This window comes from Pseudomonas sp. NFACC25, from assembly GCF_900100935.1.
In the GTDB taxonomy this organism is placed as follows: Bacteria; Pseudomonadota; Gammaproteobacteria; order Pseudomonadales; family Pseudomonadaceae; genus Aquipseudomonas; species Aquipseudomonas marginalis.
In genome coordinates this window covers 25294-46530 of sequence record NZ_FMUC01000011.1, presented here as the reverse complement: position 1 = coordinate 46530, position 21237 = coordinate 25294, and the positions used below count along the sequence as shown (strand labels likewise).

Below are 21237 nucleotides of genomic sequence, written 5' to 3'. Positions count from 1 at the left end.
ATCTCAAGGCAGCGGTGTTGAATTACAGGAAGAAATCCAGGCGGAAATAGATCGGCGCTTCGCGCTCGGTCACGACGCCAGGCCTTTCCAGCGAATGGGCGAACGTCACGCTGGTGCTGACGTGCTTGCCGCGGGCAAACAGCTCCAGGGAGTTACTCGACACCCGGCCGTGCTGGTCATCGTTGTAGCGATCGTTGCGAATCACGCCCTGGTCGTAGCCGACACTGGCGCCGTACTCGGCGAAGGCCGGGCGCATCCAGTCGAGGGTCACCGGGCGCGCCCAACGCACTTCGTTGCGCCAGTAGCCGCCGCTGTCGCCGTTCAACTGCTGGTCCTTGAAACCCCGCACCGAGTACGAGCCGCCAAGACTCATGCGTTGCGGCGCGTACAGCACGTCTTCACTGCGCTGCCCGGTGGCCAGGCTGGAAAAACTCAATGACTCGCCCCACAGCGTGAACGGCTGCAGGTAGCTCAGGGTGGCGGTGTATTTGCGGTAGCGCGGCGTGGGCGTGAGGTTGCCGCGGATACGGGTCTGCTCATCCTTTTGCGCATCGAAGGCACCGATACCGTTTTGCATGCCCACATCAAGGTTGACGAACGCGCTGCCAATACGGCGCCCGTGGCTGATACCCACCTGGAATTCGCTGAGGCGGTTGCTGCTGACGCCCAGGCGTGTGTCGTTGATGTAGTTGTTGGTGCGCAAATGAGTGAGGCCGACATTGACCGACGTCTTGCTCACGTCATCGCGATGCACCACACGCTCGGCGCGCAGCTGGTGATTCTGGCTGTCGCCCCATTGCTTGTATTTGAAGTCATCGACGCTGCCCGGCGTGCGGTAATCGCTCTCACTGTAGGTGTAACTGAAGTTCCACCAGCCCCACGGCACGTTGTAGTAGAGCATGCTGTTTTTCGAGGTTTTCTGGTGGTCGCTGATGGCGTCGTGGCCGCCGCGCAGGATCAGTTGGTCGGCCAGGCCCAACGGGCTGTCCCATTCCAGGCCCGCGCCCCACTGCTGTTCGCCGGTGCTTTTCTGGCCATCGTTGTTGCGCGACAGGCTGGCGCGCCAGGGTTTTTGCGGCTGGTTTTTGACCAGCACTTCACTGCCGCCGATCTGGGTGCCGGGGGTCAGTTCCATTTGCGCCTGTTTGGACGGCAGGCGGCTCAGTTGATCCACCAGTTGCTCGACCTCACGCAGGTTGAGGGCCTCGCCGACCTTGCCGGGAAACGCCATGGCCAGCTCGCGGTCGGTGACCGTGCTGCCCTGGGCGCCCTTCAGGCCTTCGAGTTTGCCTTCGACCACCAGCACTTGCAGGTGGCCGCTGGAAAGGTCCTGTTGCGGCAGGTAGGCCCGGCTGGTGACGCGGCCCTTGGCAATGTAGTAATCGGTGATGACCTTGAGCAGTTCATTGAGCTGCGTAACGCCCAGGCATTGGCCGATATAGGGTTTGAGCAGGCGGTTACGGTCGGCAGCGGAAAGGCTGTCGGCGCCCTTGAGTTCGATGTCCTGGATGGGGAAGCAGCGGGTGTCAGCAGGCTGTGCCGGGGCCTGTGGCTGATTGCTCTTGCCGGGCAGGTCCTGGAGCTCTTCCAGGCGCCGACGCTGCTCTTCGAGAAGCCGGTTCTGGCGGTCGCGGATAAGGTCCTGATCCCCCGGCGTAGGGGCGGCCAAGGCACTGTTGCCGCTCAAATAAGCAAGCAGCAAAGTGCATAGCAAGTACCGAGTCCGTGGCAATAAAAAAGACATGTTCGGTCCGTCGAAAATCAGGGGCCGCGAAACTAACATCGAACTAGCAGTAACCCAAGAAACAGAGTCAGTTGCATTCCCGTGCTAGATATTCACGCAACACATTGATTAATAACAATAAAAAATCATCAAAAAGATACACGGCCTGAAATTGGAAATATTATTCCGACAGGCGGCAGCTGTTCTGATAGCGATTCGTCGGAGAACTTATAAGTTGCCACTACTTGGCCATCAAGTTCTTTCCGAGATAAGTTAGTACCGAAAAAAGCAGATAAGTTCGCGGGAGTTTTGTGAATTGGATCCCAATAATCGGGATCGGCAGGGTAAGAGTCCCGATAGGGAGGTGTCAGCCAAGTATTCATTAGCTGATCGACCGCAATCGGGGGCAAGCCCCCTCCCACATTGGATTGTGGTTTACACCACTAGCTGGCGTCTTTGTTCTGAGACGTGCCAGGCACGAGGGTCAAGCCTGGTTTTTCCACGTCGCGGGAGACGTGGGCTTTGACTTCCGACACGCCGCCGTCTTCGTCGTTGTGGATCACCAGTACGCCCGGGCGGCGCAGTTGCTCCAGGTCACCCTCGGCGAGGCTGAAGCTCTCGCTCAGGTTCTTGTCGGTGAGAGCCTTGGCTTCGGCGCGGCGCTGGGCGAACTTGCGCCCCTTGCGTTGCTGGTAGCGTGCCCAGGTGACCAGGATCACGGCGTTGAACAGTGCGATCCACAGGTAGATCTGCAAGGTATTGAGCGCCGCGAAAATCGGCGCCTCGATACGCGGGCCGCCGTGGGTTTCAAGCATCGAAGTGATCCCGCGCGCCAGCAGCCAGACCAGTCCGGCCCAGGCCATCAAGGTCAGGATCACGTCGATGATCCACATCACGGTACTTTGGCGAGTTCTGACCAGTTTCATGCTCACGCCTCCTCTTCAACAGGTTTGATACCGCGATCCGGGCTGACCCAGCGCGCGCGCTTCTGGTGCTGGTTGAACAGCACCTTGGGGAAACTGACCAGGGTGGTGAACAGGCTGACCAGCCAGAACACCATCGGGTACCACACGGTCCAGAACAGGGTTTTCCACAGGTCTTTCTCGTAGCGGCGGTCGATCAGGATGCTCACCGCGAATTGCACCAGGCACACCATCGCCAGCACCAGGCCGGTAAAGGCCGGCGGGACCAGGGAGTCCACCGTGATTGCCGGCGGCAGCACGATGAATTTGCCCAGGCCCCAGAAAATCACCGAGAGCAGGAAGGTGAAGGCCCAACCGGTGGACAGGCAGTATTCGAACAGCAGCGGCCACAGGTAGCGATGGCGCCATTGCCAGATGCCACGGATATTCTTGAACAGCACTTCGGCACCGCCCTGGGCCCAGCGCAGGCGCTGTTTCCACAGGCCACCGACGGTTTCGGGCATCAGGATCCAGCACAGCGCGCGCGGCTCGTAGAAGATGCTCCAGTGATCGAGCTGCAGCTTCCAACTGACATCGATGTCCTCGGTGATCATGTCGGTGCTCCAGTAGTCGATGCGGTCCAGCGCCTTTTTACGGAACGCCACCACCACACCCGACACCGTGAAGATCCGCCCGAACACGCGCTGGGTGCGCTTGATCAAGCCGATGATCGAGGAGAACTCGCCCACCTGCACGCGGCCGATCAAGGTCGAGCGTGTGCGGATGCGTGGGTTGCCGGTCACGGCGCCCAGGCGCGGGTTGTCGAGCATCGGCGCGACCATATAGGCCGCCGCGTTTTTATCCAGCAGCGCATCGCCGTCGATGCACACCAGGTATTCGCTGCGCGAGGCCACGGCGCCCATGCGCAAGGCCACGGCCTTGCCCTGGTTCTGCGCCAGGTGCAACACGCGCAGGCGCGGATGCTCCAGTGCCAGGGCATCGAGGACGGCGGCGGTGTTGTCCTTGGAGCCGTCGTTGACCGCGATCACTTCGATGTTCGGGTACAGCTGGCCCAGCGCCGCATGAATGGTGTCGGCGGCGTTATCGCCCTCGTTGTAGCAAGGGATGATGATCGAGATCAGCGGGTTGCCGGCCAGGGTCGGTGCCGGAGTGTCTTCCTCCCAGGGCCAGTGGCGCTCCCAATGCAGCCAGAAGTACAAGCCACCGGCGATCCACAGCGCCGACATGAACAGCGGGTAGAAAAACACGAAGTCCATCAGGAACTGCCCGGTGACCAGGAAGATCAGGCCCAGGGGCACGCCTAATACCAGTGCCAGCACGAATAACGCCAGGATTCTGTCGAACATGGTCAAGGATTCCATTGGTTGGAAAGGGCCGGACGCACAGTCTTCAGGTCCGGGGAATTTTCCAGGAAGTTGTCCGGGTAGTAGCCAAAACTCGTGACACCCTGGCGCTTGAGCACACCCATCCATTCAGCCATCTGCACAGCGTCGATATCCGGCGCGGCCTTGGTGCGCCAGTCTTTGGCCTGCAGTTCGAATACGGTGCGTTCCATCGCGCCGGGACGCGCCTTGACCGTCGCCACCAGCTTCTCCAGCCAGGCATTGGAGGTCTTGTACTCCTGCCCTTCCATCAGCGGCATGGCCATCGGCGCGGTCCAGTCATAGGTCTGGAGGAAATCATCGAGGTTCTGGGCGAACCAGGCCTCGCTCGCCGGGTTGAGCATCGGCTCGGCGAAGATATTGCGCGCGGTCTGCACCTGCGGCCCACCGATGGCGTGGACCTTGGCGGTCAGCTCTTTGGTGAAGTCGATCAGGTAGCGGCTCTTGAAGCGCGTCCAGCGTTGCATCACGGCAGGGTCGGCGCGCAGGGCCTGGATGCTGCCCGGCAGGCCGTTGGCGGCATAGGCCTTGAGCGCGGCAGGGCTGGCGTCTTCGAAGTCCGAGAGCACTGCGTCGTCGTGGTACAGCACGCCGTCGATGGCATTGTTACGCGCCAGGTCTTCATAGATCTCGCCAATGATCCTGCGCACCTGCGGGTCGAACGGCGACAGGCGTTTGTATTGGTCAGGGTCGGTGCCGACCTGGCCGGTTTCCGGGTCCCAACGCGTCACGCGGGGCAGCTTGGGATCGAGGGCAAAACTCAACACCGGCATCCACGCATACACGGCGGCATGGGCACGGGTGTGCAACTGCCAGGAAACGCGGTTGAACAGGTCGGCGCGCACCGGCAAGTGACGGTTGGGGAAGTACAGTTCGTGCACCAGGCCATCACCCTTGGGGTCGGCGAAGGCTTGCAGGAACACCGTACCGGCGCCCATGTCCACCACGCGCTGCACCAGTTGGTCGAGGTTGCGCGCCTGCTGGGCCGGGTCCGGGTCGTAGACGTTGTCCAGGTCCACATGCAGCACCCGCAGCGGTGCCGGGGTTTGCACGGCGACGATGCTGTTGGCGAAATGCTCGCCGTCCGGGTCGGAGGCCACCAGGAAGCGGGGGCTGTTCATCAGGTCACTGGAGCTGTCGAGGCCGTCTTCCAGGGTCAGGGCCATCTGGTAGCCCTGCTCGCTGACGATCGCCAGCGAGGTGCCCTTGGCGGCGCCGTACGGCCACACCCATACCCGTGGTTTCTTACCGGTCACGGTTTGGATCTTGTTGGAGATCGCCGAGACATCCGCCCGCATCCGCGCCTGGAACTGGGCCTGGCTTTCATAGCGGCCCGTGGCCGGGTCATAGCGCAGCGAGGTCGCCGCCGGCTCGAGGTTGCCCTGGGGGTTGGCGAGGATCCCGGTGTGGCTGGCATCGGTGTGTGCGGCGATTTCCACGAGGCCGGACTGAGACACTTCGCGGATCTGCTGCCAGGTGAGGAACTCGCCGCGCGGCCGTGGCGAGCCGGCGAAGTCCACCGGTTTGTTCATCGGCGTGTCGATCCAGTAGCCCACCGGAGCCAGCAAGGCCGGCCAGCGATAGGCACGCAGGATCGGCATCACGCGGGTATAGAAGCTCGAATAGCCGTCATCGAAGCTGAGCATGATGGCTTTGGGCGGCAACGCGGGGCCGCCACGGCGGGCAGCCAGGATCTGGTCAACGCTGACCGCCTGGTAGCCGTTCTCCCGCAGCCAGGCCAACTGTTCGATCAATCGCTCGGTGCGTACCGCCACCACGGCCTGGTCGGGGTCACGGTCCGACACGTCATGGTAGGCAATGCCCAGGAAATGGTTTTTCGGCCACGCCGTTTCGTTGGCCGGTGTCGGCCGCTCGGCGGGTGGAGTGAAAGGCGCGGGTTGCTGGGCGCAGGCACTGGCCAGCAATACGCCCAGAACCAACAAGCAACGGCTGAGGAAGGTCATGGTCAGGCTCTTTTAGAAACGGTAAGTGAGGTCGACGAGCAGACGCAGATCGCGTTCGCGATCCCCGTCATAAGGTCGGCTGATCAGGCTCAGGTTGGCGCCGGCGTCCAGCACGTCATTCCAGCGAAAGCGTTGGCCGTAGCCCACCAGACCGATGCCACCGGTGGAATAATCCCGCTGGCTATAGGTACCCGCACCGACCTGGAACTGCTGACTCCACTGGGTCTCGTAGCGGTGATAGAGCACATGGTTGATGTTGAGGACGGGCAGCACGGTGAAATCCGACTTCGGGTTGAAGTACACCGTGTCTTCCTTGCTGTTGCGGCTGGCGCCGACTTCCAGGCCCAGGTCCACTTGCACCTTCGGCGAGCTGTAGAGGCCTTCGCGGCCGCTGAGCAAGGCTTCGAAGCGGTCGTTGCCATCGCTGAAATGGGAGGGGCTGAGGGTCAGTTTCCATTCGCGGCTTTCGTTGGCGCGCCAGCGGATAAAGCCGCTGCCACCGTTGGCCGTGACACCGTCATTCAAGGCCCGCAGCGGCGTGGTGCTCAGGAGGTAGCCCAGGCTGCCGCCGTATTGCCAGTTGTCGTTGATGTCACGGGCAATCGACACCGCGGCGCCTTGTTTGGAGCCATCGCCGTAGGAGTGGTTGGACACCTCGGCTTCAATGGTCATGTCGCGGGTACGCCGCTCCACGCCCACGACCTGCCAGCGATGCTGGCCCGTGCCTTCGCTGAAATCGGCCTTGGCGTACCCGGCGCCGGCGAATACACGCCAGTCTTCGTCGATGGGCGGCGTGTAGATCCGACTCTCAATGCCCCAATCGCGGCTACCCGCGACGGCACCCGCGTCACTGTCATTGCCGCCGCCAAAGCTTTTGCCGGTGTACGCCTCGACGCGCAGTTCGGCCATGTCATGCACGTCGCGCAGGCGGCTCAGGCGCTGCACCTGGCGGTTGTCCGGGTTGCGGGCGAGCACATCGTCGGTGAGCACGTCGAGCTGGCGCCACTCCTGCAGGTCCATGGCGGTGTAGGCCTGGCTCACTTCCAGGCCGATATCCCGAGGGGCCTGGGCTTCGGTTTCCTTCAGAATGCCTTCGGCACGCCGTGGCAGTTCGCGGGCGCGGTACATGTCAGCCTGGGCCAGGCGCAGGCCGACGTTGCCCGGGGCTTTCGCCACCAGCGCTTCGAGGCCGGCTTCGCTGCCCGGCAGGTCGCCGCCGTAGACGCCGGCCTGGGCCGACAGTTGCTGGGCGTCCATCCACGCATCGTTGGGGTTGCCGATGGGCAAGCCCTTGAGCTCGACCCGCGGGTTCTGGCTGTTGGCGAGGCTCTTGGCGACCTCGTTGGCGTCCTCGGCTTTATCGCTTTCCTGCAAGGCGTAGAACAGCGCAGTGGTGTCTTCGACCCGATCATCGGGCTCGGCGTCGGGGGCGCTCAGGGCCTGGCGATACAGCGGCTCGGCTTTTTCCGGCTGGCGCTGGTCCAGGTAGGCCGCAGCCACCCAACGCACGGCGTAGGTCGGCAGTTGCACGCCTTCGGCCTTAAGCGTCTCGTATTCGCGGATCACCTCGGCGGTACGCGCCCGCGCCTTGAGTGCACCGAGACGGTCGATGCGCCAGCGCACCACATCGTCATGGGCGCTGGCGTCCGGGGTCCAGCGGGCGAGCAGTTTGTCGTAATCCGCCAAGGCGCGGTCGGCAATCACGTAGCGTTCTTTTTCGCTGCGTGTGGCGAACTCGGCCATGCGCACACGCTCGGCAGCGAGGTCGCCTTCCAGGCGGCGCTGGGTCACCGGGTCCAGCAGGCCAGGACGCTGGGCCGACAGGCGCAACGCGGCTTCCGGCAGGCGGGCCTTTTGCAGGGCGACGATGTATTCGCGGGCGACGTCAGGCTTGTCGCCGGCGCGGATAAACGCCTGGTCGAACTCGAACAGCGCGTCGTAGTTCAAGCCGGCGCGGGTCAGTGCATAACCCAGGGCCATGCGGCGATTGGGGTCATCGGGCTTGGCGGCGACCAATGCGCGGGTACGTTGTACCGCTTCGTCCGCCTTGCCGCCGTCGGCCTGGGTCAGGGCCAGGCCCAGTTGCAGGTCGACGTTATTCGGTTCACGCAGCAACGCCTGGCGATAGACCGCCTCGGCCTGGGCCCATTGCTTCTGGTTGCGATAGGTCCGCGCGACAGTGGCGAGCGCCTGGGTGCTGAGGTTGCGATGTTTACCCTGGGCCTCATACACCTTCAGTACTTCGGCGTCCTGGCCGGCCCAGCCGGCGATCACCACATGATCGCTGACCTGGCCTGGCGTCTGGCGCTCGGCGGACAGTTGGCGCAATTGAGTCAGGGCCGGGGTGAAGTTGCCGTTGCGCGCCTGAATGATCAGCGCGTCATAGGCCGGATCGGCCATGGCGAAGGCGGGGATCAGTAATTGGCTGCATAAGGCGGCCCCGACGAGCAGTCGCAACCGGCCTGATGCACTGAGTGGTGGGTTTCGCAACATATCGTGAGCTTCCTTACACACGGAAAGCTGTAACGATAGGTGGTCCTGAGCGAATTGCCGCAGGGTGCCGGCGTCCAATGACCCGGCCTAGCTTTCCTGTGTGAACTATCTCTCAGGAAAGTAGGAAAAAGACCAATCCGGAACAATTGTTCAGAATTGCGCGGCCCGCCTGAAATGTGAATGCGGGAGCGGACTTGCCTGCGATAACGGGGTGCCGGCCGACAAGTGCGTCGTCTGTTTGACCCTTATCGCGGGCACTCCCGCTCCCACATTATTTATTTCCGGGCGATGGCGAAATCTTTACTGCGCGCCGCTGACCGCGCCGAACTTGGCCATCACAAACCCAATGAACTGCTCGACGGTCATTTTCTGGCCGTTGAAGGTCACTTCATTGTTGGCGTAGTGCAACTTGGACACCACATCGCTGCCGACCAGGGTCGCCAACTGTGTACCGACCGCCATGCCGCTGACCATCTCGGCGGCCATCTGGGACTGCTGCTCGATGGCTTTCGGGTCGGTCACGCCACCGAGTTGCGCCTGCAGGGCAGCCACGTCACCGATCATCGGCTTGGACAGGGTCAGGTTGGCATCCAGCAATGCAATCATCTGCTTGCCCAGCTCAACCGGCGGCAACTCCATGGAGGCCGGCTTGGCCAGGTCCACCAGCAGGTTGAACTTGCTTTCGCCATGGGTGGTTTTCAGCGACAGGTTTTCCACGGCGATCTGCGGCTTGGCGGCCAATACCTGGTTGACGTTCGCTTCGGCCAAGGCCTGCTCGGCTTCGGTCAATTGCAGCTCAGGCGCGGGCTGGCCCGCTGCGGCAGCGGCTTGCACCGGCTGCATCTTGTCCTGGTACAGCTTGGTCAACACCAGCATGGCCGGGATGTCGACGTTCTTCATGCTCAGGGCCATGGCCGCCGAACCCACGGGTTTGCCCTGGTAACCGATCTCGTCGATCTTGTAGTCGACACGGCCGGCCAGGTTGTTGTCCTTGGTTTCGCTGGAGTCTTTCTGCTCGAAGCCTTTGACCGTCAGCACGGCTTTCTGCGGGCCGAAGGTGAACGTGCTGTCGGTCAGCTCAACGGTGTTTTGCCCGGTGTAGAAGCCAAAGGTGGATTTTTCCAGGTTGCTGGCGATGGTCAGGCCAGACAATTGAGCTTCGAAGTGTTCGCCCTTGCCATCTAGCCCGGCGATCTTGAAGCTGTTCATGAAGCCGTCAGCCTTGACCTTCTGGCCTTCTGCGGTGCTGTCGAAATTCAGGTTGGCGCCAGAGAAGCTCGCCGAAGCTGCGGCGTCCTTGAACTCCAGGGGCAGCAATTCGATGTTGCCGTTGACCGAGCGGCTGTAGCCGATATTGGCCACGCCCTTGAGCGGCGACACGTCTTTGGCGGCGGCGAACCACTTCTCGGTGGTGGGGTTCTTTTCCAGTTCGTAGTGACTGGTGGCCATGACCGGCAGCCATTTGAGCGTCACCAGGCGCGAGAACGGCAGCGGGCCGTGTTCGATATGGTCGACGAACAGCAGTTCCGGATTAGGGTTTTCTTCGCCGAACACCGAGCCTTGGCCCTTCAGGCGGTAGTGCGCGGTGCTGCTGAACACGCCACGCTCCAGGGACACCAGCTCCAGGGCCACGGTGCCGTCGACGCCGGCCATGGAGGTCTGCAGTTCCTTGTTGGCGTTCTGGATCGCGGTTTGCAGCACCGGTTCCAGTTGTTTACCGGTGTACCAGGCGCCGCCTGCACTGACGACGCCTACGGCGACAACTAAACCCAAAAGAACGACTGCTGGCTTATTCATGAAGTGACCTGATCAAATCCTGTGAGAAGTGGGCTGTCTTCCTTGAACCCCGAAAGGGTTGGCTCAAGCCCGCCGAAAACGGGGGAAGATTAGCACTGGCGGCCGCAAACGGCCCAGCTTTCTCAGAGGGGTCAGGCGTGCAGTTGGTTCACGAATACTCCAACTCGATCTCGTCGAGCTGGTGGTCAAAACTCTTCAGGCGCGCCGTCCAGGTGTACACCAGCACCTCAAACTCGCGGTGTATCACCGCATTGCCGGGGGTGTCGGACTTGGGGTCGCAGAAGTCCAGCTGGTAGCGCTCCCGGGCCATCTGCGTGGCGACGGCGGACAATTCCCGCGCGTTATTCAGCCAATGCCGGCCATCGGCGACCTGCCGATCGAGGGCCACGCACTGTTTTTTCAGGACTTCGAGGCTTTTTTCCAGGGGCGTGCCGGTAAGGTCGCCCATGACTTCCTGGAAGGTGCGCCCCGGCTGCCAATAGCTGCCCCAGAAATAGCGGTCGAACACGGTTTCGACCCGACGCAGAGCGACCTTGGTGTCCCAGATCGCGACGCGGGTCTTGCCTTGTTCGAGGAGTTTTTTCTTCACTCGCTGGTTCTGGTAGGACGCCCAGGCCACCACGCCGATGGACAGGGAGCCGATCACCAGGCAGGCGCTGTCGAGAAACACCATGGCCTTGTCGAGTTGATGGGCGAGCATGACGCCGTAGAAATACGCGGCCGATAACAACACCAGTGCGAAGAGCACGCACCAGAAAGCGGGAGCATAAGGGTTTTTCATTATTGGAATCCCCATGAGCAAACGCGAGCAGTGTCAGGCGAGTCGTCACGGCGACCCGCCTGTCCAAGCATAGCTATTCGCTCAGGGTTTGCCGGGCTGTGACGCTTGCGTTCGTCCGCTTTCCCAGCCGCCGCCCAGGGCCAGGAACAGATCGATCTGGCTCATGGCAACCTGGGTATTGGCCGCCGCCAGTTGCGCGCGCATCGCGGTGTAGGTGCGGGTGGCTTGCAGGTCGGCGAGGAACGATTCGCGGCCGGCCTGGAAGAAGCGGTGGGTCTGGTCCGCCGCCTCTTGGGCCGAGCGCTCGGCGTCCGCCAGCGCCTCGCGCCGTTGCAGCACGGCGGTGTATTGCGCCAGGCCGGTCTGGGTTTCGCGGATGGCGTTGAGGACCACCCCGTCGAAATGCGCCAGGGCGCCCTGAGTCGCGGCTTCGGCCTCGTGGATGCGCGCACGGGCGCCGTTGGTCGGCACCGTCCAACTGATCATCGGGCCGAAGCCCCAGCGGTTGGTCGCCGGCTGGCCGAGGTTGTCGAGCAGGCCCACGGTGCCCACCGTGGCGCCGATGGCGATGTCCGGGTACAAGGCGCCGGTGGCCACGCCGATACGCGCGGTGGCGGCGGCCAGTTGGCGCTCGGCCTGGCGCACGTCGGGGCGACGTTTCAGCAGCGCCGCACCATCGCCCACCGGCAACAGCTGGGCGATGTGCGGCAGCTCGGCGCAGGTGCCGGTGCCCGCCGGCAGTTGGTCCACGGGCTTGGCCAGCAGCATCGACAGGCGGAACAGCCCGGCCTGGCGCGCCGCTTCATAGCGCGGCATGTCGGCGCGCAGGGATTTGTATTGGGTTTGCGAGCGGGTGACCTGGGTTTCATCGCCACGGCCCGCGTCACGCAGGCGTTGGGTCAGTTTGGTGCTCTGGGCTTGCAGGTCGAGGGATTCGTTGGCAATCGCCAGTTCTTCGTTGGCCGCGCACACCTGGGTGTAGGAGCGCACCACATCGGCCACCAGGGTGATGCGCGCGATATCGGCGGCGGCCTGGGCCGCATCGGCGCTGGCCTGGGCGCTTTCGATGCCGCGCTGCAAGGTGCCGAACAGGTCGAATTGGTACGAGGTGGTAATGCCGATGCTGCCGATGTTATCCACCGGCACTTTGTCCGCCTGCAAAAACGCTTCGCCGGATTCCTGCAGGCGCTGCACCTCGGCCTTGGCGCCGGCACTCCAGCCGCCGGCGGATTCAGCCTGTTGGGTCTGATAACGGGCGCGCTGCAGGTTGGCTGCGGCCACCCGCAGGTCGGTGTTGGAGGCCATGGCCTGGCGTACCAGCTCGTCCAGGCGCGGGTCTTTGTACAGCTTCCACCAGTCGGCCGGCACCGGCGCCGACACCACGTCGTTGCCCTTGCCCGCCAGTTGCCCTTGCAGGTCAGCGCGGTTGACGGCAGACGTTTGCGGCAGCTGGTAGTCCGGCCCCACCACTTGGCAGGCCGACAGCAACAATCCCAGCGCAGCGGTTGCCCACAGCCGCTTCATGGCTTGGCTCCGTCATTGGGTTTGTCGCCAATGATCGATACGGTGGCCGTACGCCCGGCGATCATGCGGAAGTCCGCCGGGACATCGTCAAAGGCAATACGCACCGGAATCCGCTGGGCCAGGCGCACCCAGCTGAACGCCGGGTTGACGTTGGGCAGCAGGTTCGAGCCGCTGCTGCGGTCGCGGTCTTCGATACCGGCGACGATGCTCTGCACATGCCCGTGCAGGCGGGCGTTGTCGCCGATCACACGGATGTCCACGCCCATGCCGACGTGGATGCCGTCGAGCTTGGTCTCTTCGAAGTAGCCGTCGATATGGAAGGAATTGCTGTCCACCACCGACAGCACCGGCCGCCCGGCGGTGACGAACTCCTGGGTACGCGGTGCGCGGTCGTTGACGTAGCCGTCCACCGGGCTGCGGATCACCGAGCGGTCGAGGTTGAGTTGGGCCGAGTCCACCGTCACTTGCGCTTCGGCCAGGGCCGATTGGGCGCGGGCAACACGGGACTGGCTTTCTTCCAGCTGCTCGCTGGGCACCAGGTTGCCGAGGCCACGGTTACGCTTGTACTCGCGACTTGCCTGGGCCAGGGTTTCCTGGCGGTCGGCCACGGCGGCCTGGGCTTGGCGCAGGGCCAGCTTGAAGCGGTCCTGGTCGACGGCAAACAGTACCTGGCCCTTGGTCACCAGCTGGTTGTCGTGCACATCGACGCGCTGGATCAGCCCGGACACGTCCGGCGCGATCTGCACGATGTCGGCACGGATGTGACCGTCACGGGTCCAGGGCGCAAACATGTAGTACATGACCATGCGCCACACAACGACGACCGCGAAGCTCACGATCAACAACGTCAGGACTACACGGCCGATGGTCAAAAAAGGTTTTTTCATGTCATCAGGTATCGACTGAGTGAGTCCACCGCGCCCAGCAACAGCGCGTAGAGCCCCACATTGAACAATGCCCGGTGCCAGACCAGGCGATAGAAGTGGACGCGGGTCAACAGCCCGTGCACCACCAGGAATAACACGTACGTAATGCCCATCAGCACCAGCAGCGTGGGCAGGAACACCCCGCTGATATCCAGGTCACCGATCATAAAGGTGCTCCATCGGGTAGCGGCGCTTCCATCTCCGTGCCGCCAATGAATTCCACACCCGGCAGCAGTGCCAGGCGCAGGCCGGCCAGCGCGTGCAGCAGGTGCAGGCGGGTGTCGTCTTCGTCTTGCAGGCCCTGGCCATTGAGGGCGCGGCGTGTGCGGTCGAGGGTCATCAGCAGACCGCTGGGCGCAGGCAAGCGTTCACCCGCCTTGAGGCAGGCCTTGAAGTAACCGCCCACGCCTTCCACCACCTGGTTGAGCAGCACCCGCGGCACACCCAGGATGCGCGGCGAATAGGCCAGCAGGTCGAGCAGGTTGAGCGCTACGCGCAGGTCGCGCAGGGCGATGCCGGTGTCCTGGCCGATCATCGCCAGGCGCGGCAGGTGTTGCATCAGGCGGTCGAGCATCTGTGCGGCGAGGTGCCGGTGTTCGTTCAGGGTGGCGGGCTCGGTCAGGCCGACGATGTCGCGCCAGCTGAAACGGGTCAGGCGCTTGGCCGCCAGTTCGGCGCCGAAGGGCCGGGCGATCAACGTCCACACAAAGGCGAACAGCAGGCCCACCGGCCCGGCCAGGTTGACGTTGGCGAAGTTGAGGAAGTCCGCGTCGTAGGCGCCCTGGATGCTGATGAACGACGAGGTGTTCACCAGCGTCAGCAGCATGCCCAGGTAAAAACGCGGCTGCACGGTCAGCGTGCCGATGCAGATGAACGGCACCGCGAACGCCAGTACCAGCATCGGGAAATCGTGCAGGTTGGGCAGGACCAGGAATAGGTAGAGGCTGGCGAACAGCACCGACATGGCGGTCCAGAAAAAGAACCGATAGATCTGCGGCGCCGGGTCGTCCATAGAAGCGAAAAAGCTGCAGGCCACGGCTGCCAGGATCACCGCGCTGCCGCCATCGGTCCAGCCCAGCAGGATCCACAGCACCGACGCGACGATGATCGCGGTGACGGTGGAAAACGCCGAATAAAGCATCAGGCCATGGTCGAGGAACGGTGTGAGCCGGCCCAGGCGCCAGTGACGGTACACGGCGCGCCAGGTGTCCTGGCTTTCGCACTGGATGGCGGCTTGCAGGCTGCGGCAGTCCTGCCACAGGTCGATCCACTCGCCCAGGCGGTAGAGGGCGTTGGAGAACAACAGCGTGGGGCGCTCGTCCAGGGCTTCGCCTTGGGGTTGCAGGGCGTCGACCTGGTCACGCAGGGCGCGCCAGCGTTCCAGCGGTGCGCTTTCGGTGGTGTTTTCCAGCCACTGCCGGGTAGCTTCCAGCAGCGGCGTCAGTTGCTCGAGAAACTGCGGCGCACGCTGTTCGACGGCATACAGCGCATCGTCGAGTTCCTCCACCAACGGCAGCAGGTGGATCATGCGCCCGCGCAATTCCTTGGTATTGCGCACCGTCTGCGGCCGCGCGCCTTCGTGGGGCAACTGGCCGATCATCAATTCAAGGGTATTGAAGGTGGCGACCATGCCGCCGCGCAGGGCGCTGACTTCTTCCGGTTGCGCATTGCGAGAAAGAAAACGCTGGCTGTAGACCTGGGCGTCGCCAAACCACTTGGCCACCGCGCCATCGAACACCGGCATCAGCCGCCGTGGCCAGAACATCGCGCCCACCACCGCCGCGACCGCAATGCCGAGGAAGATTTCCTCGGTCCGCGCCTCGGCCACATCCCACACCGCCAGCGGGTTATCCACCACCGGCAGGGCGATCAGCGGCAAGGTGTAGCCGGCGAGCATCAAGGCGTAGTTGTTGGCGGTGCGCAGGTGCATGGAGAGGAACAGCAAGGTGCCCGTCCACAGTGCGATCACCACCACCAGGATGTACGGCGATTGCACGAACATCGGCACAAAAAACACCGCCGCCGCCGCCCCCATCAAGGTGCCGATGGCGCGGTACAGGGCCTTGGAACTGGTAGGGCCGACAAACGGGCTGGAGACGATATACACCGTGGCCATCGCCCAGTACGGACGCGGCATTTGCATCAGCATGGCGATATACAACGCGATCATCGACGCGGCGAAGGTACGAACCCCATAGAACCAGTCACGGGCGGGCGGAAAACCGGTAAAAAATCCGTTCAAAGCGTCGCCGCCTCAAAGGCCCGCAGTACGCGCAGTGCGGCTTCCATGTCGGCGGTCGGAAGGTCCGCCAGCACTTCGCGGCGCAGGCGCACCAATTGCACCTCCACCGCCTGCACCAACTCGCGACCACGCTCGGTGAGGCTCAGGGCCTTGGCGCGGCGGTCGTGGACGTCTTCGGTACGGCACACATAGCCGTCATGGCACAGCCGGTCGAGCAGGCGCACCAGGGACGGGCTTTCCATCCCGGAGGCCTGGGCCACTTTGACCTGGTGCACCCCGTCGCCCAGGCGGCCGATCATCAACAGCGGCACGGCGCAGGCTTCGGAGATGCCATAGCTGACCAGCGTGCTCTGGCAGATTTTGCGCCAGTTACGGGCGCCCACCACCATGCTGCTGCTGAGGTTCATCTGGAGTTGTTCGAGGGATTGATGCACTGGATAGTTCGCATACAGTTAGTTTGCTAACTATCAATATGGCCGAGGGATCGAATTGCGTCAAGTTTTGAAACAATTTAGCGGAGGGGTGGAGCGATTCAGTGGCAACGCCGCAGGCCGAATGTGGGAGGGGGCTGGCCCCCGATAGCGGAGTGTCAGTGAACAGATTCGTTAGATGATCCACCGCCATCGGGGGCAAGCCCCCTCCCACATTTGGATCGGTGTCGGCTTCAGGATTGCTGTGCGGCCTCGCCATCCAGGTGGCGCTTGTTTTGGCCCATCACCTCGCGAAGGGGGATCCGTGTGGCCGTGACCAAGGGGATGGTTGGGTCTGTGCAACCGGCTTATTGCCCGCTCAGCCTCCTAAGCGGCCCTGCTGGAAAACGTCAGCACCTTTTGCTCCACCGCCAGACGCTCCAGATTTTCACTGCCTCGGACGCAACGACTAACGCAGCCATTAACACCAAGTTGTAGTTAGGAAAAAACTGAGCACCTACCAGCAACAGCGAAACAGAAGGCACAATAAAAGCCAATCGCAAGGGTGTTTGAAGGTAAGTAACCCACCTCACCTGTTCACGTCCAAGAAAGAACAGTAAGCACGAGATTACGATGGAAGCTTGCAGCAGCATGGCAAAGCCGAACATGTATAACTGCACAACACTATGATCACGCAGCACCCATAAAGCACTTTCAAAATCGCTTAAATAAGGAATCCTTCCCTCTATTGCGCTGGCCACTGCATACCGAATCAGATAAAGGGCATCCATGACTCCCCAAAACCAAAAAACATGCTTGCGCGTCATCTTCCTGCTTCCTTGTACTCATAGGCCACATCCGGTGTTACAGGCTGCCAATGCCATGACTTACCACCCACCTGCCAGCTGTCATCGCCCTCCAGATAACGTTGTTTTATATACCGCAGCTCTCCATATCGACGCTCAACTGATCGGTGGGTAAATTGATCATCTCGACTATCAAGCCTTACCCACCGTTGAGTCATAACGCTAGTGGTGTTCGCGAGATCTTTCCCATCCGAGAGAAATACCCTTCTCCCATTTGCCAGGCCCAACATACAGTCGGCGTCCCATTAGATGTCCATATTTGACGCGACATTCGCGACTTAAAGGGAGAAAGGGATAGTCCATCACAAACAACCAATCACCGGCTGCCAGTTTATCCAAGACCCGCCGTTGGTCTTTTTCAGCGGAGCAGCAAACGGGAGAAAGACCGCACTCACTGAGCAGTTCACTCAACCCGGGCAACGCATACGGGGCACGAAAAAACTCTCGGACTTTTAGTCTTGCAAAATAGGGACTCTCGATCTTTGTGAGTTCATAGCTTTCAATTTCGTTGCGTGGGACCAAGCGTTTCATGTTGTGTCCAGGGCAGGGAGTTAGCGCCTGTTAATAGCGAGCGCCTCCCACCGGCCACTACCGTCCACTTCCGTTTAGTCGATAGGAAATTTCCCAGTGTCGCGCAGAGCATGCCCCACCTCCTCCTCAATAAACTCAAACACCTCCTCCGATACGCTGTACTGAAACTGCTTGCGTCGGAGCTTGGAAACCTTGCCCTCGTTATCCAGGCACATCATCACCAGCTTTGATAGATCACTGCCGCGCACATCAAAGCGCTGGTTCACGGCCTTGATCACGCGGTCGTAGCGGTCGAGAAATTCGGTTTCTTCGCGCAGTTCCACTTCCAACGCGCGGCGGGCCATTTGCAGGGTGAATTCGACGCAGTGGGTGGCGTCCCAGTAGCGGTAGATCGAGGGGTGGCCGATGAAGTCGAAGGCCATTTGATCGCCGTCCAGCCACGTGACGTTCCAGAATTCCCGCGTCGGCTGGGAAAAGGCTTTGAGAGCGGCCAGATAAGCTTGCTCTTCGTGCTTCATTGCGACGGACACCGGTAGCAGCAGGCCGTTTTCCAGTGCACCGTAATGGCAGAGCGTCTGATGGATCAGGAAGCGCGACAATCGCCCGTTGCCGTCCATAAACGGGTGCAGGAATACGAAGCCGAAGGCAGTGACTGCCGCCGCTACCAGGGGGTCGACTTCACGTACTGGCTGATTGGCGAAGGCCATCAGCTCTTCCATCAGTTCCCGGCAAAGTTCAGGGGCTGGAGGAACATAGCTGACGCCCGCCGCGCCGCGCAGGCCGTTGTGCAGATGATTCTGCTCATGGCGAAACGCGACAGCTTTGTCGAAGGGGTTGGAGACGGTGCTGTTCTGCAGATCTACCAGGTAGTCCTCGGTCAGCAAGCGGCCTTCGTGGGCCTGGCGTAACAGTTGAACGAAGCGGCGGGATTTTTCTTCGCTGGGTTGTTCTTTTTCGATGGCAAACGAATCACGGGTTTCGTGGAGGTAGGCCCACTGGATGGCACGGTCCATCATTTCGGGTGGGAGGGTGGCCATGAAGGATTTGGCGCGGGCCAGCACATTGAGCGCCAACAACGCGTCCAGCTCAGGCGTTCGCTCCACGGTGGCGCAGTAATGCAAAGAACCCAAGCCGTTGAAATCCACGCGCCAGCGGCTGTTGCGGATGCTGGGTCCGGTTACGTAGCGCTCGGGATCGAATAAGGCAACGACGCGGCCTCGAACGGGCTTTGAATAATCCAGGGCCTGCCCGGTAAATCCCTCCCATAGAAAACAAGCTTTGCGAATGAACGCACCATTGGGCGAATCCGCCAAGGCAACCAAAAAGGGCTCAGGACCAAGCCGTTCAAAAGCCTGGGCGAGCACGGCCAGGTTCACGCCTTCATGCTTGAGAGCAAATAGCACATGCTCAAATAACGCAGCATGCGCGGGCGCCACTGCGGCCGGCACAGCCAGACAAGTGCCGATTCGAGTGATTCTGGTCACGGGTTTAATCATCGCAACACGGGAGGGCGCAATAATCTTTAGGTCCAGGACTTCACATAGATGGGCATATCCGACTGTTGCCAAGGTGAATCCCCCAAGAAAAAATAACCCAGGCGATTAAAGCCCAGATTTTTTTACTGCTCACCTTTTTTTTTTACAAAAACACAATTTTCAAAAGATTTTTTTACACCCCTCGCCCACCCCGCAACATCAGATTCAACTCATCCACCACCTCCGCCCAATCCGCATCGTCCAAGATTTCCTCACGCAAAAATGCTTTCTGGCTGTCTGTCCAGAAAAACGCCTCAGCCAACTTCAAATCCGGCTTGAGTGGCGAGTGGGCGGTCACAAACTGATCAATACCGACCGGGTCATCCGGCAGCCCAAGCTGTTTGAACAGTGACGGCAAGCTGTGCACGGGCGATTCCATGACGGACTCCTGAAAAAAGGTATTTAACCGAGTCTAGCGGCAGCCCTCGGGTTGTGGTGGCGGCACGTTGCACAACACGAACAAACGCACCCTGGCACCACCACCGTCCTGGCGACTGAGTTCGCGCCAGCCCTGGGGCAGTGGCGCGAAATCGTCCAGCACTTCGTTGCTGCTGATCAGCCACACGCGGCGGGTGTCGGCGGGCAGTGCCGACAGACGGTCGAGGTAAATGCGCCCGCCGTCCTGGTCCACCAGGGTGCCGAAGCCGTAGGCGTTGGGCCGGGTCGGCGTGCCATCGGGCTTGGGCGGGGTGTAGAGCTGCAGTTGGGCGTCGGTCTGGTCGTAATACACATAGCTGAGGTACCACATCATGTCGCTGAGGACGATGCGATCGTCTTCCTGGTAATTGCGATTGACGAACTCCACCGGCACATTGAATTGGTCGTGCTCATCCACCGTGAAGTTGTTTTTGAGGCCCACCAGCTCCACGCCGACAAACAGCACGAACAGCGCCGCACCCAGCAGCGACAAGCGCGCAGGCAGGCGGTCGATCGCCATGGCGACAAGGATCGGCAAACCCAAGGCGTACACCGTAAGGTAGCGCTCGATAAACACCGGGGAGATAAACGATACCCCGTAGACCAGCAACAGCGGCAGCAGGAAAAACAGCGCCAGCAGGCAAGCGGGCCGATGGCGTTCGCGGTCTCGCGCGGCCGTCATCACGACCACGGCCATCAGTAACAGCGGGACAAACCAGAACAGCGGTGGCCAGAAGCCGATACCTTCATCCTGTAACACGAACTGCCAGATCATCGAAGGCAGGGAAAACAGGCTGACCGGTTCTTCCCAGCCTATGTCCCCGCCTACCTTGAGTTGTTCGACGTGCTGCACCAGGTCCAGCAGGTTCGGCAGCCACGGTACGTACAACAGCACAATCGCGGCATTGGCTACCCACCAGGCCGGGCGTGCGATCAGCCGTCGGCCTCGCGGCTGCGCCTGCCACAGCACCCCCAGGTAAGCCCAATGCACCAGCACGCACAGGGCGGTGAAGTAATGGGTGTAGAACCCGGCGCTCATCAACGCCACATACATGGCCAGGTAGCGCAGCCGCTCGGGCTGGCGTACCCAGTACACCAGCGCCAGCGTGGCCCCCAGCAGCCACACGCCCAGCAGCGAATACATGCGCACTTCCTGGCTGTAGCGCACCGCCGTGGGCAGCAGCGCCAGCAGGATCCCCGCCAGCACGGCAGCACGCCGGGTAGACAGTTGCCGTGTCAGCCAGACACCCAGGCCCACCGCAACCACGCCGGGGATGGCACTCATGCCACGAATCGACCAGATACTGTCGCCGAACAGCTCGATCCAGCCGCGCAGCATGAAGAAGTACAACGGCGGGTGCACATCGTGAGCGGCGTGAAACCACAGGTCGGCAGCGGCGTATTCACTGAGCAGCAGGCTGGAGCCCTCGTCGCCCCAGATCGCCGCCGATGTCAGGCGGTAAAACCGCAGGGCCATGGCCAGTCCCAGGATCGGCACCCACCACAGTCGGCTCAGCCAACCGACGCGTTCCCACGTAAGACGATTGAATGCGGGCAACGCCCCGACCTTTTCGTTTTGCTCTACCACAGACCGGCGCACCTCGATTCCCCCGCTGTTGCCTTGAGTGCCTCAGCGCAAACACCGCCACTCTAGGACAAAAGCCCCCGGTTCGCTTCTGGAATCGGACAAATCAGCAATTTGTGTAGGGCTTCACCGAAGCGC

16 protein-coding genes are annotated in these 21237 nt (G+C 61.8%); all 16 read right to left on the bottom strand.

The annotated features are described in order from the left end of the window. Nucleotides 1-22 precede the first annotated feature (22 nt). A complete protein-coding gene (locus BLQ09_RS22580; RefSeq protein ID WP_074848304.1) occupies nt 23-1744 on the bottom strand; it encodes a ShlB/FhaC/HecB family hemolysin secretion/activation protein in 1722 nt (573 codons plus the stop codon). 422 nt (nt 1745-2166) lie between these two features. Continuing rightward, nucleotides 2167-2649, bottom strand: a complete 483-nt coding sequence (gene pgaD / locus BLQ09_RS22575; RefSeq protein ID WP_092358623.1) for a poly-beta-1,6-N-acetyl-D-glucosamine biosynthesis protein PgaD — start codon at nt 2647-2649, stop codon at nt 2167-2169. 2 nt (nt 2650-2651) lie between these two features. After that, a complete protein-coding gene (pgaC, locus tag BLQ09_RS22570; protein WP_027608081.1) occupies nt 2652-3992 on the bottom strand; it encodes a poly-beta-1,6-N-acetyl-D-glucosamine synthase in 1341 nt (446 codons plus the stop codon). Nucleotides 3993-3994: 2 nt separating this feature from the next. Further along, nucleotides 3995-5992: a poly-beta-1,6-N-acetyl-D-glucosamine N-deacetylase PgaB gene (pgaB, locus tag BLQ09_RS22565; protein WP_092358621.1), complete on the bottom strand. Its 1998-nt coding sequence runs from the start codon at nt 5990-5992 to the stop codon at nt 3995-3997. Between the two features lie 12 nt (nt 5993-6004). Continuing rightward, on the bottom strand, nt 6005-8485 hold the full coding sequence (gene pgaA / locus BLQ09_RS22560) for a poly-beta-1,6 N-acetyl-D-glucosamine export porin PgaA (RefSeq protein ID WP_065941020.1): 2481 nt from the start codon (nt 8483-8485) through the stop codon (nt 6005-6007). A 300-nt stretch (nt 8486-8785) separates the two neighbouring features. Continuing rightward, nucleotides 8786-10282, bottom strand: coding sequence for a YdgA family protein (locus BLQ09_RS22555; protein ID WP_092358619.1), 1497 nt, complete (start codon nt 10280-10282; stop codon nt 8786-8788). 148 nt (nt 10283-10430) lie between these two features. Continuing rightward, nucleotides 10431-11063, bottom strand: coding sequence for an NADH:ubiquinone oxidoreductase subunit N (locus tag BLQ09_RS22550; RefSeq protein ID WP_092358617.1), 633 nt, complete (start codon nt 11061-11063; stop codon nt 10431-10433). A gap of 81 nt (nt 11064-11144) precedes the next feature. Next, a complete protein-coding gene (locus BLQ09_RS22545; RefSeq protein ID WP_092358615.1) occupies nt 11145-12587 on the bottom strand; it encodes an efflux transporter outer membrane subunit in 1443 nt (480 codons plus the stop codon). Continuing rightward, nucleotides 12584-13474: an efflux RND transporter periplasmic adaptor subunit gene (locus BLQ09_RS22540; RefSeq protein ID WP_027608075.1), complete on the bottom strand. Its 891-nt coding sequence runs from the start codon at nt 13472-13474 to the stop codon at nt 12584-12586. Before BLQ09_RS22540 ends, BLQ09_RS22545 begins: the two co-directional genes overlap by 4 nt. After that, nucleotides 13471-13680 carry a DUF1656 domain-containing protein gene (locus tag BLQ09_RS22535; protein ID WP_012721577.1) on the bottom strand — a complete coding sequence of 70 codons (210 nt, stop codon included), beginning with the start codon at nt 13678-13680 and terminating at the stop codon, nt 13471-13473. Before BLQ09_RS22535 ends, BLQ09_RS22540 begins: the two co-directional genes overlap by 4 nt. Further along, nucleotides 13677-15755 carry an FUSC family protein gene (locus BLQ09_RS22530; RefSeq protein ID WP_092358613.1) on the bottom strand — a complete coding sequence of 693 codons (2079 nt, stop codon included), beginning with the start codon at nt 15753-15755 and terminating at the stop codon, nt 13677-13679. Before BLQ09_RS22530 ends, BLQ09_RS22535 begins: the two co-directional genes overlap by 4 nt. After that, the gene (locus BLQ09_RS22525; RefSeq protein ID WP_027608073.1) at nt 15752-16162 is read right to left on the bottom strand and encodes a MarR family winged helix-turn-helix transcriptional regulator; all 411 of its coding nucleotides are present in this window, start codon (nt 16160-16162) and stop codon (nt 15752-15754) included. Before BLQ09_RS22525 ends, BLQ09_RS22530 begins: the two co-directional genes overlap by 4 nt. 413 nt (nt 16163-16575) lie before the next feature. Next, nucleotides 16576-16992 (bottom strand): hypothetical protein, encoded by a 417-nt coding sequence (locus BLQ09_RS22520; RefSeq protein WP_027608072.1) that lies wholly within the window; start codon nt 16990-16992, stop codon nt 16576-16578. Between the two features lie 644 nt (nt 16993-17636). After that, nucleotides 17637-19130 (bottom strand): Fic family protein, encoded by a 1494-nt coding sequence (locus tag BLQ09_RS22515; RefSeq protein ID WP_092358611.1) that lies wholly within the window; start codon nt 19128-19130, stop codon nt 17637-17639. Nucleotides 19131-19230: 100 nt separating this feature from the next. Then, complete coding sequence (locus BLQ09_RS22510; protein ID WP_027608071.1) at nt 19231-19476, bottom strand: DUF2789 domain-containing protein; 246 nt, start codon at nt 19474-19476, stop codon at nt 19231-19233. Nucleotides 19477-19509: 33 nt separating this feature from the next. Beyond that, a complete protein-coding gene (locus BLQ09_RS22505; protein WP_027608070.1) occupies nt 19510-21114 on the bottom strand; it encodes a glycosyltransferase family 39 protein in 1605 nt (534 codons plus the stop codon). Nucleotides 21115-21237 lie beyond the last annotated feature (123 nt).